Source organism: Salinispora oceanensis, from assembly GCF_000383575.1.
In the GTDB taxonomy this organism is placed as follows: Bacteria; Actinomycetota; Actinomycetes; order Mycobacteriales; family Micromonosporaceae; genus Micromonospora; species Micromonospora oceanensis.
This window is the reverse complement of record NZ_KB911579.1, coordinates 308,072-322,379: the sequence shown is the minus strand read 5'-3', so window position 1 is coordinate 322,379 and position 14,308 is coordinate 308,072. Positions and strand designations below refer to the sequence as shown.

12 protein-coding genes are annotated in these 14,308 nt (G+C 69.9%); 7 read left to right on the top strand and 5 right to left on the bottom strand.

The genetic code is table 11. The features are described from left to right. Position 1: 1 nt before the first annotated feature. Positions 2 to 1,645 (top strand): CocE/NonD family hydrolase, encoded by a 1,644-nt coding sequence (locus SALPAC4_RS0101260; RefSeq protein ID WP_019868821.1) that lies wholly within the window; start codon positions 2 to 4, stop codon positions 1,643 to 1,645. A 142-nt stretch (positions 1,646 to 1,787) separates the two neighbouring features. Here SALPAC4_RS0101260 and SALPAC4_RS0101255 read toward each other — a convergent pair whose 3' ends face one another. Beyond that, entirely contained in the window at positions 1,788 to 1,991 is a 204-nt protein-coding gene (locus SALPAC4_RS0101255; RefSeq protein WP_018733338.1) for a cold-shock protein, read from the bottom strand. A gap of 185 nt (positions 1,992 to 2,176) precedes the next feature. Between SALPAC4_RS0101255 and SALPAC4_RS0101250 the strand changes: the two genes are divergently transcribed. The 3 genes from SALPAC4_RS0101250 (at position 2,177) to SALPAC4_RS0101240 (ending at position 5,375) form a co-directional block, all read left to right on the top strand. Next, on the top strand, positions 2,177 to 2,857 hold the full coding sequence (locus tag SALPAC4_RS0101250; RefSeq protein WP_019868820.1) for a class I SAM-dependent methyltransferase: 681 nt from the start codon (positions 2,177 to 2,179) through the stop codon (positions 2,855 to 2,857). 92 nt (positions 2,858 to 2,949) lie between these two features. Beyond that, entirely contained in the window at positions 2,950 to 3,633 is a 684-nt protein-coding gene (locus SALPAC4_RS0101245) for a DedA family protein (protein ID WP_027644762.1), read from the top strand. A gap of 89 nt (positions 3,634 to 3,722) precedes the next feature. Further along, a complete protein-coding gene (locus tag SALPAC4_RS0101240) occupies positions 3,723 to 5,375 on the top strand; it encodes an FAD-binding oxidoreductase (protein WP_019868818.1) in 1,653 nt (550 codons plus the stop codon). Between the two features lie 63 nt (positions 5,376 to 5,438). On the opposite strand, the gene SALPAC4_RS0101235 is transcribed toward SALPAC4_RS0101240, so the two are convergent. Together SALPAC4_RS0101235 and SALPAC4_RS0101230 are read right to left on the bottom strand one after the other, a co-directional pair. After that, positions 5,439 to 5,888: a hypothetical protein gene (locus SALPAC4_RS0101235; RefSeq protein WP_019868817.1), complete on the bottom strand. Its 450-nt coding sequence runs from the start codon at positions 5,886 to 5,888 to the stop codon at positions 5,439 to 5,441. 236 nt (positions 5,889 to 6,124) lie between these two features. Next, the gene (locus SALPAC4_RS0101230) at positions 6,125 to 7,369 is read right to left on the bottom strand and encodes an MFS transporter (protein WP_019868816.1); all 1,245 of its coding nucleotides are present in this window, start codon (positions 7,367 to 7,369) and stop codon (positions 6,125 to 6,127) included. Between the two features lie 556 nt (positions 7,370 to 7,925). Between SALPAC4_RS0101230 and SALPAC4_RS0101225 the strand changes: the two genes are divergently transcribed. Beyond that, complete coding sequence (locus SALPAC4_RS0101225; protein ID WP_019868815.1) at positions 7,926 to 8,387, top strand: hypothetical protein; 462 nt, start codon at positions 7,926 to 7,928, stop codon at positions 8,385 to 8,387. A 131-nt stretch (positions 8,388 to 8,518) separates the two neighbouring features. Here SALPAC4_RS0101225 and SALPAC4_RS0101220 read toward each other — a convergent pair whose 3' ends face one another. Continuing rightward, a complete protein-coding gene (locus tag SALPAC4_RS0101220) occupies positions 8,519 to 9,172 on the bottom strand; it encodes an MBL fold metallo-hydrolase (protein WP_019868814.1) in 654 nt (217 codons plus the stop codon). Positions 9,173 to 9,179: 7 nt separating this feature from the next. Continuing rightward, positions 9,180 to 9,896 (bottom strand): maleylpyruvate isomerase family mycothiol-dependent enzyme, encoded by a 717-nt coding sequence (locus tag SALPAC4_RS0101215; RefSeq protein WP_019868813.1) that lies wholly within the window; start codon positions 9,894 to 9,896, stop codon positions 9,180 to 9,182. A 114-nt stretch (positions 9,897 to 10,010) separates the two neighbouring features. On the opposite strand from SALPAC4_RS0101215, the gene rsgA reads away from it, so the two are divergent. Together rsgA and uvrA are read left to right on the top strand one after the other, a co-directional pair. After that, positions 10,011 to 10,805: a GTPase RsgA gene (gene rsgA / locus SALPAC4_RS0101210; protein ID WP_019868812.1), complete on the top strand. Its 795-nt coding sequence runs from the start codon at positions 10,011 to 10,013 to the stop codon at positions 10,803 to 10,805. Between the two features lie 324 nt (positions 10,806 to 11,129). Further along, complete coding sequence (gene uvrA, locus SALPAC4_RS0101205; protein ID WP_019868811.1) at positions 11,130 to 14,093, top strand: excinuclease ABC subunit UvrA; 2,964 nt, start codon at positions 11,130 to 11,132, stop codon at positions 14,091 to 14,093. The last annotated feature ends 215 nt before the right edge of the window (positions 14,094 to 14,308 follow it).

Below are 14,308 nucleotides of genomic sequence, written 5' to 3'. Positions count from 1 at the left end.
CGTGTTCGCGGCGCTGGCAACCCGGGCGGCCACGGCCGTGTTGCGCCTGCCGCCGCCGCGTACCCGCCAGGTCACCCTGACCCGAGACCTCCCGGTCCGGGTTCGCGACGGCGTGTCGCTGCGCACCGACCACTACGCTCCGGACCGCCCAGCCGCGCCGACGGTGCTGATCCGCACCCCGTACGGGCGGGGCGGGCCGATGCGGTTGCTCGGCCGGCTCATCGGCGAGCGGGGCTACCACGTGGTGATCCAGTCCTGCCGGGGCACCGGTGGCTCGGACAGCCGGTTCGACCCGCTGGTCCACGAGCGCGAGGATGGCCTCGACACCCTCGACTGGCTACGGCGACAGCCCTGGTGGAACGGTGAGTTCGGCATGTTCGGGGTCAGCTACCAGGGCTTCGTCCAGTGGGCGATCGCCGCCGAGGCGGAGGCGGACCTCCGGGCGATGGTCGCGGTGGTGACCGCCTCCGGCACCCGCGACTCGACGTATCCGGGTGAGTCCTTCGCCCTGGACACCGTGCTCACCTGGGTCGAGCTGCTCCAGGCACAGACCGTCGGGTGGCTCGCCCGACAGTGGGAACTCCGGCGTGGCCAGCCGCGGCTCGCCGCCGGCCTGTCGCACCTGCCGTTGGCCGAGGCGGACCGGGTGGCAACCGGGGTGACCGTGCCCTTCTTCCAGGAGTGGCTGCGCCACCACACCCCCGACGCGGCCTACTGGCGGGCCCGGGTCTTCGGCGACCGGATCGCCGAGGTGCGTGCCCCGGTATCCATGATCGGTGGCTGGCACGACATCTTTCTCCCCGCCCAGCTGCGTGACTTCGCGGCCCTGCGAGACGCCGGTGCCGCGCCCCGGCTCATCGTCGGGCCGTGGACGCACGGCAGTCCGGGGCTCTTCGTCGCCGCGCTCCGGGATGGACTGGACTGGCTCGACGAACACCTCGGTGGTTACCCGGGATGCGCTCGTGCCCCGGTTCGCCTGCACGTCGGCGGGTCCGGTGGCGGTTGGCGGGAGTTGCCGGACTGGCCGCCCCCGGCTACGCCGACTCCCTGGTACCTGCACCCGGAGGGCGTGTTGCGCGCCGCGCCGTCGCCGGCCTCAGCCCCGGACGGTTTCTGGTACGACCCGGCCGACCCCACCCCCTCCGTGGGGGGCCCGCTGCTGGTGGCCCAGCAGGCCGGCCCGGTCGACAACCGGCGCGTTGAGGCTCGCCCGGACGTACTGACCTGGACCAGCGCGGCCCTGCCGGTGGCGATGGAGGTCATCGGCCCGGTCGAGGCGGAGATCTTCGTCCGAAGTGAGCTTCCTCACCTCGACGTCTTCGTGCGACTCTGCGACGTGGACCGTCGGGGTCGCTCCTGGAACATCTGCGATGGGCTGGTCCGGGTCAGCCCAACCGCCTTCGTAGCCGATCCGACCGGCGCGGTCCGCGTCGCGGTGCCGTTGTGGCCGGTGGCCCACCGGTTCGCCGCCGGTCACCGACTGCGGGTGCAGATCTGCGGCGGGGCCCATCCCCGGTACGCCCGCAATCCCGGCACCGGCGAGCCGCTCGGTACCGCGGTCACGCTGCAAGCCGGATGGCGGGAGATCCTGCACGATCCGCAGCACCCGTCGGCGTTGGTCCTACCCACCGTGAAATATCGATGAGCGCCAGCTCGGTAGCAGCCAAATCACCGTCAGAATCCCTGGTTGTCGCCGGTTGACGCGCTCCGGCGTGGCTGCACCGCGGAGTGCGTCGCACACTACGGTGACGGCGGCCGGTTGGTCCGACCGCCGTCACCGCGCCGGGTCACGCCGGGCGGACGTTATCCGCCTGCGGGCCCTTCTGGCCCTGGGTTACATCGAAGTCGACCTTCTGGCCTTCGTTCAACTCCCGGTAACCGCTCATCGAGATCGACGAGTAGTGGACGAAGACGTCCGGCCCCCCGCCATCCTGCTCGATGAAGCCGAAGCCCTTTTCCGCGTTGAACCACTTGACGGTGCCGGTTGCCATGCATCTCTCCCTGTTCCAAGCGGGCGACCCCCGGCCGGCGGCCGATGATCGCCCGGTACCTTCCCGACAGTAGCCGGCCGCGCGCCAATCTGCTGGACGAAGTGCCGTAGGCAACGAAATGACCGGTCCGGGGCGGACCTGCCAAACACCGCACGGTGGCTACCAGACTGGGTCATGCTGCCCCGGTGGGCGTAGCCGCGACCGCGCTGGTCGACCTGGAACGGGAGATCGCCGCGCCCGGCCATGGCCTCGACCGGCTGCGACTGTTGCCCGTGCCGTTCGTGCCCGAGCTGCACCTGCACCTCGCCGAGGACCCGATCGTCTGGTGGGCGCGGATGGAGGCCCGGGCCGGGCACGCGCTGCCCCCGCCGTACTGGGCGTCGGTCTGGCCCGGCGGTCAGGCCCTCGCCCGGCACCTGCTCGACCACCCCGACCTGGTGGCGGGTCGCCGGGTACTCGATCTGGCCGCTGGCTCGGGCGTGGTCGCGGTCGCCGCCGCGCTGGCCGGCGCAGCGGAGGTCGTGGCCGCCGACACCGACCCGTACTCGGTCGCCGCGGTCACGGTCAACGCGCGGGCCAACGGCGTGCGGATCGCGGCTACCGACCGGGACCTGCTGGACGACACCTCCGCCGAGCTGGACCTGCTGGTGGCCGGCGATGTCCTGTATGACCGGGCGATGGCCGTGCGGATGCTGCCCTTCCTCCGCCGCGCCGCGTCCGCCGAGGTCAACGTGCTGGTCGGCGAGCCGGGACGCGGTCACGTACCGGCCCACGGGATGGCGATCGTCGCCGAGTATCTGGTGCCGACCACCGAGCCGACTGCCGACTCCCGGGTGCGGCGGGTGCAGGTGCTGCGGCCCGCCTGACCGACGCTGACGGTGACCCTGAGCGGGAATCAGGGGGAGCTGGGGGGCACTCCGGATATCCAGGGAGGCGGCGTGGTTCTAACGTGTCGGGCATGGATTGGCTGGCCCAGATCGGAGAGCTTCCCACTCTCCCGCTGTTGGGGGCGCTCGGGTTGGTGATGATCCTCGATGCCGTACCGCTGCTGGGGGTGTTGGTGCCTGGGGATGTGGCGATCCTCGCGGCGGTGGGGGTGCAGGGCCCGGCCGCCGGCCTCGCCGTACTCGGCACAGTGGTCGCCGGCTGCCTGGCTGGCTGGTCACTGAGCTTCCTGGTCGGCCGTCGCCTCGCTGACCGACTGCGGCATGGGCGAGTCGGTGACTGGATCGGCGAACAGCGGTGGGCGGCGGCGGAGCACATGTTGCGCCGCAGCGGCGGCCACATGGTGCTGGTGGCGCCCTTCCTGCCGGTCTTCAACGCGCTGTTGCCGCTGGTCGCCGGTGGGCTGCGGATGCCGTACCGGCGGTTTGTGGGCTCTGCGGCGCTCGGTGCGGCGGCGTGGGGCGGGCTCTATCTGGTGTTGGGCACGGTAGCCCGGTCGATCACCGGGCTGCTGCCCGGCGCACCCAGCCCGATGGTGGTGACGATGGTGGTCGGGGTGCTGCTCGCCACCGGGGTGTTGGCGGTGACCCGGCATCGGTTGCGGCCCGAACTGCCCGACGACGGGCATCCGGCCCCAGCCGGGTCCCTCCACCGGGCACCGGAACCGGAGCAGGGGTCCGGCCTCAACCGTGGCTGATGGGTCTGCGGCGCGGGGCGTGGGATACCGGTCACGTCGTCAGTCGAGTAGGTTCACTGCATCGACGGCGATGACGGTGGGGAGACTGGATGCCCGGGAAGCGTCGTTCATGGTGGGGCTGGGGCCACGTTGAGGACGCGGTCACCGGTGTTGAGGCCGGGCGGCTGGCCGACCGGGTGCGCGCCCTGCTACCCGACACTGACCTGACCCCGCACGAACCGCCGCCGGTGGCCGAGCTGGACCTGGCACCGGCGCGGGTCACCCCGCCAGCGGCGCTGGCGCACCTCTGCTCAGCTGAGCCGGCTGACCGGGCGGCGCACGCGCACGGAAAGGCGTTCCGGGACGTCGTCCGGAACCTGCACGGCGAGGTACGGCACCCGCCGGACCTGGTCGCCCGCCCCACCTCCGAACAGGACGTGGTCGACCTGCTGGACTGGTGCTCGCGCTCCGGGTTGGCGGTCGTTCCGTACGGTGGCGGCTCCTCGGTGGTCGGCGGGGTGGAGCCCCGGGTGGGCGACGGCTATCCCGGCACGGTCAGCCTGGACCTCGGCCGGCTCGACCGGGTGCTGGAGGTCGACCGGACCAGTCGGGCGGCGCGGGTGCAGGCTGGCGTGTTCGGGCCGGCGTTGGAGGAACACCTTCGCCCGCAGCACCTCACCCTGCGGCACTTCCCGCAGTCGTTCGAGTTCTCCACCCTCGGTGGCTGGCTCGCGACGCGGGCGGGCGGACACTACGCGACGGTCCTGACCCACATCGACGACCTGGTGGAGGCGCTGCGGGTGGTCACCCCCGCCGGCATCAGCCAGTCCCGACGGTTGCCGGCCTCCGGCGCGGGACCGTCACCGGACCGGCTCTTCCTCGGCTCGGAGGGGACGCTCGGCGTCATCACCGAGGCGTGGCTTCGAGTGCAGGACCGGCCGCGGTGGCGGGCGGACGCGGCAGTGCACTTCGACGACCACGATGCGGCCGTCGCGGCGACCCGGGCGATCGCCCAGTCCGGGCTGCACCCGAGCAACTGCCGGCTGCTCGACCCGGCGGAGGCGCTGTTGAACGCCGGCACGGCCACCGGCGGTGGGGTGCTCGTGCTGGGCTTCGAGTCCGCGGACCACCCGGTCGGACCCGCGCTGGAACGGGCTGTCGCACTGTGCCGGGACCACGGCGGGACGCTGCCCGAGCCGCCCCGGGAGCGCGACGCGTCGGAGTCCCGGGGGAGTGGCGCCACGGACACCTGGCGGTCGTCGTTCCTGCGGATGCCGTACCAGCGGGATGCGCTTGCGGCCCGTTCGATGATCGTGGAGACCTTCGAGACCGCCTGCACCTGGGACCGCTATCCGGCGTTGCGCGCCGCCGTGCTCGACGCGGTGAGCGCGGCGCTGCGGGAGGTCGGCGCGACCGGCGTGGTCACCTGCCGGTTCACCCACGTGTATCCGGACGGGCCGGCTCCCTACTTCGGCGTCTACGCCGCCGGCCGGTGGGGTAGCACCGTCGCCCAGTGGGATCAGATCAAGTGCGCCGTCTCCGCGGCGCTGCTCGCCGCCGGGGGCACCATCACCCACCACCACGCCGTCGGTCGCGACCACCGCCCCTGGTACGACCAGCAGCGCCCCGAGCCGGTGGCGCTGGCGCTGCGCGCCGCGAAGACCGCGCTGGACCCGTCCTGGGTGCTCAATCCCGGCGTCCTCCTAGACGCTCCGGGCGTCGGCGTTGCGGTGCATCCGGCGGTCAGCCCCGGGAGTGGGTAGATCGAGCTGGTGGCTTCGGCGGGTGCCCTGCGGCACCGACCGGTGGTGAGGTCGAGGCGTCACTCAGCTTCCCTGGCCAGCGGCGCAGGCCGTGGTCAGGTTCTGCTGGGCGGTGGTGAGGTCCGTTGTGCTCGGTGCCTTCTCCGGCGCCTCGGCCCAGGTGTCGGCCAGGTCGGCCAGCGCGTTCGCGACCTCATCGACGGCGCCGTTGACCTGGTCGTTGTCGGTAAAGGTGTGCACATAGAGGGCTGCCGCTCCGGCCGAGTACTGCGCGCTAACTGCCAGGTGCCCGGCCGGCGGGCCGATCTCCTCCGCTTTGGCGACTTCTTTCAACGCGGAGCTGAGGTCCTCCTCCGCGGCGGCGCAGGTGGCCTTGGTGCTGGCGTCGAGGCCCGCCGGGGCGGGTGTGGGCGGCGGAGGTGCCGTGGTCGCTGGAGTGGAAGTCGGCGCCGATCCAGCCGAAGAGATGTCATCATCCTTGGGGGTGCAGCCGGACATCGCGATTAGCGTCACCGCTGCTGGAGCCAGCAGGGCGAGTCGATTGAAAGTCAAAGTGATCCCCTGGTGTCGAATATCGACGAACTCTAGCAGAGTGGTTAATTGCTCGGAATGAAGATGTTCTGTCCAGGGTGCGAGTGGCGACGCAAGGAAGAAAAGTGATTTTTGACTGATAATGGGAGGGGATAGTCCGGAGTGTCGCATGGCAGACCGCTGCCACACGGGGTGTGGCACGGACGGGTGGCCGACGGTCAGGAGGCGACCGGTGTGTCGATGGTGGCGTTGTCCCTCGGGCGGGGCGTGACTGGGCCACCCAAATCTGCGACACCAGGAATGGGTAGGACAACGACGACGGAGAGCACGAGAACTACTGCGGCGATGGTGGCGAGTGCGGTGGGACCCGCGATGGTGAAGAGCCATCCGGCGAGGGCGAGGCCGATGGGCGTGAAGGCGGTGTTGGCCAGGGAGTCGACCGACATGACGCGGCCGAGCTTGTCCTTCGGCGTTGAGGCCTGCAGCGCACTGAGCCACAGCACCGCGAACCCACCGAGACCAACGCCGGCGACAAAGGAGAGCGGCACCATGAGGTGGCCGGAGGCGCCCAACGCCAAACCCGCGAGTTGGGGCAGCTGAGCCAACAGGCAGAACATCGCCGCGTAGCCGGGCCGGCGTGGACGCCGGGTACCGGCGAAAGCGGCCCCGGTCAGTGAGCCAGCGGCTTCGGCCGCCACCACCAGACCGTATATCCGTTCACTTCCGCTGCCGAGCACGAGCGGCAGCAGCACGTACAACGGTCCGTTGACCAGCGCCAGTTGCACCGTGCCCTGAACCATGATGGACGACATCCATGGTCTGGTCCGCACATGGTGCAGCCCTTCGCGGAAGTCTTGCCACCCGCTCGTCTGCCGCGGGTCCAGGTGAGGTGTGGCATCGCGAATCACCAGCAACGTGCTGATGCTGATCAAGAAGGTTGCCAGATCAATGATGAGCGTGGTCTGCGCCGATGTCGCAGCCACCGCGGCCCCTGCGGCTGCGGCTCCGGCCACTGCGGCGATGCGATTCGACATCGCCCGCAGCGCGTTACCCGGTGCGATGAGTGCGGGTGGAAGTAAAGACGGAAGCAGCGCCCCGTAAGCGGGCCGATACAACCCGAGACCAAGACCCATGACGAGCGCCGCGGTGAGTAAGGTGGGCAGTGGAGCCGCTGGGCCGGCAAGCAGGATCGCCGCGAGGGCCGTAAGCCGGATCAGATCAGAAATTATGATCATGATGGTACGGCGGCGGCGGTCAGCGAGGACGCCACCGACGAGAACGGACACCACGCCGCCCAGGGCGACCATCGCCAGCACCAGACTGATGGCGCGGGCAGCATCGGGTCGCGGTAGCAGGAACAGTGCGATAGCGACCCCGAAGACCGCGTCGCCGAAGATGTTGATCGTCTGCCCCAGCCACGCCGCACGAAATTCCTTGTGCCGCAACGGCTCGAGGAGCCGCATGTGTTGCCTCCCCACCCGCATCGCCGCAGTACTGGCCGGGCGCCACTGTCGACGGTCGTGCGGCCAGGTCAGCTCCGGCCGCGCGACGGTAATCGTGGCTTAGCTGAGCTCGATCTCCTGCTGAGCCGTGAGCTCACCATCCTTGATCTCGTAGGCCTACGTCACCCTACCCGGGACTTGTTCACGTCACCGTTCTCATCGGCTGAGGGACTTCGAGGCTCCCTCCCTGTCGGAGGAGTGGACCCACGCCAGGGTTATTTGCGACTAATATCATCTGTCGGAATTTACCGCTTGCATGCTATTGCGGCGGCGACCGAAAACTCTGACGGTAGTTAGGCTAGACTCCCTGGGGTTGTCAAGCATGGGATCATCGCTAGCTTTGGTCAGTGCTTTCTGTCTGACTCTTGGGTAGAAGTGAGCCGAGGTTGATGTTGGTTTTTGGTCTCATGGTTATTTGGAATGGGTTAGCAGGGGCGTCCGAGGTCGTGGGTGCACAACAAAAGCTGTGAAGCGCCCTTCCGGAAAGTGGCAACAGCTTGTCGCGTGGAGGTTGGGAGTGAGTGTGGAGAGTGCGGCTATCGAACTGCTTGCCGCGCTGGGGCGGTATCAGCTGGAAATAGAGAAATGTACAGTTGACTTCTGGCTGTGCTATGACTTCGGCGACGAGAGTGAAGCATATTCCTTCCTTGACCTGCATGACAGTGATGAGGTGTGGCAGCGAGTCGGAGTCAGTAAGACGATCAGGATTCCGGTCTCAATGGATCCGTACCTGGAGAACGAGATACAGTTTCGCCTGACACTGGCCTTCTCCAAGTCTGGGTGCAACGTGGAGTCTCGCATCAGTGCCCACCTAGACGAGCGGATGGGGCGTTGGGAGCCGGGCTCCCATGTGCTTTACCGCAAGTTGTCAGAAGGGCTCAGCTTCGCTGCGGCCCTAGAGATCGCTCCCCGGCATATCGAGGCGCTGTACTACGAGACCCCTGAAATTCCCGAGTCTTTGGGCTTGAGCCGTCGCTGAAGGAACTCAGGGCGTCGCGGCGCATGATGCGATCGTGTGCCGTCGACAGCTGCAAAATGGGATTGCTGGTCCTGCGCGACACCCCGCGTCGTATGGCTCCAAGCCCCGGCTGGCGGTGTGGCTGTTGTGGATTACCAGCCGCGGGCCCGCCACTGGGGCAGGGCGGGACGTTCTCGGCCCAACGTGGAGTCCTTGCCGTGGCCTGGGTAGAACCAGGTGTTGTCGGGTAGCCGGTCGAAGAGGCGCTGCTCAACGTCGTTGATGAGCTGAGCGAAGCGTTGCGGGTCCTGCTCGGTGTTGCCTACCCCACCGGGGAAGAGGCTGTCCCCGGTGAAGAGGTGTGGGGTGCCGGATGGGTCCTGGTAGAGCAGGGCGATCGAGCCGGGGGTGTGCCCGCGCAGGTGAGTCACCTCCAGCGTGCAGTCGCCGACCGGGATTCGGTCGCCGTCGGCGAGGGGCTCCACGGTGATCGGCAGCCCGGGCGCGTCCTCGGCGTGCGCCAGCGGTCGGGCGCCGGTCTCGGCCACCACCTCTTCGAGTGCCAGCCAGTGGTCCATGTGCTGGTGGGTGGTGACCACCGCGGCGAGGCCGGCGGCGCCGATCAGGTCGAGTAGCCGGGGGGCCTCGTTGGCCGCGTCCACCAGGACCTGCTCGCCGTTGGTCCGGCAGCGCAGCAGGTAGGCGTTGTTGTCCATCGGGCCCACCGAGACTTTGGTGATGGTGAGCTGGCCCAACTCGCGGGTGGCTGGTGGGCCGCCGGGGGTGACGTCTCCGGTGTAGGTCATTGGTCGGTCAGATCCATTCGGGTGGGGTTGGTAGCGGGCCGTCCGGGGTGACGGTGAGCCGGGTGCCGCGGCTGCGGCCGATCAGCCAGGCGGCGAGGTGGGGCGCGGCGCCGCGCACGGTGGGGGCGGCGGTACGGTCGCCGACCACCAGGTCGTGCTCTCTGCCGTCGCAACGCAGCACCATCGGCGGCGCGTCGGAGCGACCGGCCAGGCCGGTGGCGACCTCGCGCAGGAGCCGGTGGCCGAACGCCTCCGGCCAGTCGGCGGGCTGGTAGTCGACGGCCAGGTCCACGTGGTGCACCTCGACCTCGCGGAGTCGGCCCCAGACGAGGTTCGCCGCGGACCACGGCCCGCGTCGGGTGGTGACGGTGGCGCCCCACGCCTCGGCCGGCATCGCCGCCACCGCCTCGGCGAACCGGTCCGCGCTGCGGCGTAGGTCGTCCCGGTGCGCTGTGGGTGGCCGGACGGCGCCGGCCTCGATGTCCGCGGAGCGGGCGGCGGGGCTCGCGTACATCGGGATGGGGTCGCCGGTGCGGGCGGCGGTGAGCAGGTTGACGAACCCGTCGGCGTTGCGGGCGAGGTGGGCCAAGACGTGTCCCCGGGTCCAGCCGGGCAGCAGGGACGCGGTGGCCAGGCTTGGCTCGTCGAGGTCAGCCGTGGTGCGCAGGAGACGGGCGGTGGCGTCGTCCACTTCGCCGGTCAGCCGCAGTGGATCGGAGGTCACCTCTCGAGCCTAGTGGTCGGGCCGTCCCTTCGTCGCCGGGGAAATTGGTTTCGGGTGCGTGGCGGTGCGCCCTACGGTCGGCGGCAACGCGCGGCCGGGAGGTCGGAGGAGGTAGTGGATTTCATGACCATCGACCTGACGGCTCTGGGCTGGGACGCCGACTGGGCGTCCGACGCACGACGGCGTGCCGACTGTCAGCCGGGCCGGGTGGCTCGGGTGGAGCGGGGGGTGTGCACCGTCCTCGGCGCTGCCGGCCCACTCCGCGCCACCCTCGGCGGGGCGGTGCTGGCCACGGCGGCCCGGGACCGGACGTACCTGCCGTGCGTGGGGGACTGGGTGCTGCTCGCCACCTGGCCCGACCGTCATGTCACAGTCGAGGCGGTGCTGCCCCGGCGTACCGCGTTGGTGTCCCGGACCGCCGGCAAGGCCGGCCCCGGGCAGGTGCTGGCGGCCAACCTGACCGTCGCGGCGGTGGTCGAGCCGATGCGTCCCGGGCCGGACTTCGGACGGATCGAGTGCCTGCTGGCGCTCGCGCGGGAGTCGGGAGCCCGGCCACTGCTGGTGCTGACCAAAGCTGACCTGGTCGCCGATCCGGCTGCGGTGGTTCGGCAGGTCGCGGCGGCGGCGCCGGGCGTGCCGGTGCTGCCGGTGAGCGCGCAGCGAGGTGATGGGCTCGACCGGCTACGCGCGGAGGTGGCGCCGGGTCGGACCCTCGGCCTGCTCGGCCGGTCCCGGGCGGGCCGGTCGAGTCTGGTGAACGCGCTGGCCGGCGCGGTGACGCTGCCGACGTCGGCGAGCCGGCGGGTGGACGGCGCGGGCCGACCTAACTCCGCTGGGTCGGTGCTGGTGGCGGTGCCGGGAGGTGGCGCGGTGGTGAAGATCCCGGGGGTACGGGTGGTGCCCGGCTGACCGATCTGAGCTGGGGGAATGCGCGGGCCAAGGGAAGTGTCACACCTCAGGGCTAGGCTTGCCGAGGTGCTCTTTGGCGCTTTGGCGACCAGGGAACCAGGGAAACCAGGCGACCAGGGAAACCAGGCGACGAGGTGACACCAAGACCAGGTGAAACCAGGTGACCAGGTAACAAAGGTGACCAGAGTGACCAGGTAACCACCACGCCCAACGGGCAACACAACCGCACAGCGCGACCGCTTGGCCGTCATCCGGGGTCATACCTCCCGGGCGGGCCGTCGGGCGACAGCTGCCACCAATCCGCACCCCGGGAGTACACGCACCGTGGTTGACCGACTCATCATCCGTGGCGCGCGCGAGCACAACTTGCGTGACGTCAGTCTCGACCTGCCGCGGGACGCGCTCATCGTGTTCACCGGGCTGTCCGGTTCCGGCAAGTCGAGCCTGGCCTTCGACACCATCTTCGCCGAGGGGCAGCGGCGCTACGTCGAGTCGTTGTCGTCGTACGCGCGGCAGTTCCTCGGCCAGATGGACAAGCCGGATGTGGACTTCATCGAGGGGCTGAGCCCGGCCGTCTCCATCGACCAGAAGTCGACCTCGCGTAACCCCCGGTCGACCGTGGGCACGATCACTGAGGTCTACGACTACCTGCGTCTGCTCTTTGCCCGGATCGGCCAGCCGCACTGCCCGGTCTGCGGCGAGCGGATCTCCCGGCAGACCCCGCAGCAGATCGTTGACCGGGTCCTGGCCATGGCCGAGGGCACCCGGTTCATGGTGCTCGCGCCGGTCGTCCGGGGTCGTAAGGGCGAATATGTGGACCTCTTCGCCGAGCTGCAGGCGAAGGGGTACGCCCGCGCCCGGGTGGACGGGGTGGTGCATCCGCTGACCGAGCCACCGAAGCTCAAGAAGCAGGAGAAGCACACCATCGAGGTGGTCATCGACCGGCTCACCGTGAAGCCGTCCGCCAAGCAGCGGCTGACGGACTCGGTCGAGGCGGCGCTCGGGCTCTCCAGCGGTCTGGTGCTGCTGGACTTCGTCGACCTGCCCGAGGACGACCCGGAGCGGGAGCGCCGCTACTCGGAGCATCTGGCCTGCCCCAACGACCACCAGCTCGCGATCGAGGACCTGGAGCCCCGGGTCTTCTCCTTCAACGCCCCCTACGGTGCGTGCCCGGAGTGCACCGGCCTGGGCACGAAGAAGGAGGTCGACCCGGAGCTGGTGATCCCCGACCCGGAGCGCACCCTGCGGGAGGGGGCGATCCAGCCCTGGTCCGGCGGGCACACCCTGGAATACTTCCTGCGCCTGCTGGGGGCGCTGGGCGAGGCGGAGCACTTCGATCTCGACACGCCGTGGCGGGCGCTGCCGGCCCGGATCCAGAAGACGATCCTGCACGGCGCCGACGACCAGGTCCACGTGCGGTACCGCAACAAGTACGGCCGGGAACGCTCGTACTACACCGGCTTTGAGGGCGTGATGCAGTGGATCGAGCGCCGGCACTCGGATACCGAGTCGGAGTGGTCCCGGGAGAAGTACGAGGGCTACATGCGGGACGTGCCCTGTGCCGCCTGCGGTGGTGCCCGGCTCAAACCGGAGGTGTTGGCGGTCACCGTCGCCGGTCGGAGCATCGCCGAGGTGTGCGGGATGTCCGTCGGGGAGTGTGCCGAACTGCTCGCCGGCGTCGAGTTGACCGATCGGCAGCGGCTGATCGCCGAACGGGTCCTCAAGGAGATCAACGCCCGGCTGCGGTTCCTGCTCGACGTCGGGCTGGACTACCTCTCTCTGGACCGCCCGGCCGGCACCCTCTCCGGTGGTGAGGCGCAACGCATCCGACTGGCCACCCAGATCGGTTCCGGCCTGGTCGGCGTGCTCTACGTGCTGGACGAGCCGTCGATCGGTCTGCACCAGCGCGACAACCACCGGCTGATCGAGACGTTGCTGCGCCTGCGTGGGCTCGGCAACACGTTGATCGTCGTCGAGCACGACGAGGACACCATCCGTACGGCGGACTGGATCGTCGACATCGGCCCGGGGGCGGGCGAACACGGCGGCCAGATCGTGCACAGCGGGTCGGTCCCGGCGCTGTTGGCGAACCCGGAGTCGGTGACCGGGGCGTACCTCGCCGGCCGGAAGGAGATCCCGACGCCGGAGCGGCGCCGGCCGCAGACGCCGGGCCGGGAGCTGACGGTGCGGGGGGCCCGCGAGCACAACCTGCGGAACCTGACCGTGACGTTCCCGCTCGGTCAACTGATCGCCGTCACCGGGGTCAGCGGCTCCGGCAAGTCGACCCTGGTCAACGACATCCTGTACGCGGTGCTGGCAAACCAGATCAACGGGGCGCGGCTGGTGCCGGGCCGGCATACCCGGGTCGCCGGTCTGGAACACGTGGACAAGGTCGTTGGGGTGGACCAGTCGCCGATCGGCCGCACCCCGCGGTCCAACCCGGCCACCTACACCGGTGTCTGGGACCACGTTCGCAAGCTCTTCGCCGAGACGGTCGAGGCCAAGGTTCGGGGCTACGGGCCGGGCCGGTTCTCGTTCAACGTCAAGGGGGGCCGGTGTGAGGCCTGCTCCGGCGACGGCACGATCAAGATTGAGATGAACTTCCTGCCCGACGTCTACGTGCCGTGTGAGGTCTGCAAGGGCGCTCGGTACAACCGGGAGACCCTGGAGGTGCGCTACAAGGGCAAGACCGTCTCGGACGTGCTGGAGATGCCGATCGAGGAGGCGGCGGAGTTCTTCTCCGCCATTCCGGCCATCCACCGGCACCTTCGGACGCTGGTGGATGTGGGGCTTGGCTACGTCCGGCTGGGCCAGCCCGCGCCGACCCTCTCCGGGGGCGAGGCGCAGCGGGTCAAGCTCGCCTCCGAGCTGCAGAAGCGCTCTACCGGGCGGACGGTCTACGTGCTTGACGAGCCCACCACCGGGCTGCACTTCGAGGACATCCGGAAGCTGCTGATGGTGTTGGAGGGGCTGGTCGACAAGGGCAACACCGTGATCACCATCGAGCACAACCTCGACGTGATCAAAACCGCTGACTGGATCATCGACATGGGGCCGGAGGGCGGCCACCGCGGCGGCACGGTCCTCGCGGCCGGCACCCCGGAGGAGGTCGCCGAGGTGCCCGAGAGCCACACCGGCCAGTTTGTGCGGCAGGTGCTCAAGCTCGATGGTGCGGCGAAGGGCGCGGCGCAGGCCACCTCCCGGGCGGCCAAGGCCAACGGGGCGAAGACCCGCGTGGCCGGGGCGAAGACCCGTGCCCCCCGCAAAGCCGCCGCCAAGGCACGGTGACTGTCCTGCGTCACCGGTCCGGGTCACCCGCGGCGACACGGACCGGTGAATGATCAGGTCGGCCAGGTGACCAGGCCGGTGACCTTCGCCGGCCGGGTAGGGTCGCACGGGTGGCCCCGGGCGCGGACCGGGTGAACCGACGGGACGCGTTGGTTCCGGGAGACCGGCTGGGGCACACCACCATGGCGGCGCGGTTCGTTGGCCGAGGAGATTGC

Coding starts and splice junctions, on each gene's coding strand:
- SALPAC4_RS0101255 (WP_018733338.1), bottom strand. CDS start 1,991: ATGGCAACCGGCACCGTCAAGTGGTTCAACGCGGAAAAGGGCTTCGGC.
- SALPAC4_RS0101245 (WP_027644762.1), top strand. CDS start 2,950: ATGGATTGGCTGGCCCAGATCGGAGAGCTTCCCACTCTCCCGCTGTTG.
- SALPAC4_RS0101240 (WP_019868818.1), top strand. CDS start 3,723: ATGCCCGGGAAGCGTCGTTCATGGTGGGGCTGGGGCCACGTTGAGGAC.
- SALPAC4_RS0101230 (WP_019868816.1), bottom strand. CDS start 7,369: ATGCGGCTCCTCGAGCCGTTGCGGCACAAGGAATTTCGTGCGGCGTGG.
- SALPAC4_RS0101220 (WP_019868814.1), bottom strand. CDS start 9,172: ATGACCTACACCGGAGACGTCACCCCCGGCGGCCCACCAGCCACCCGC.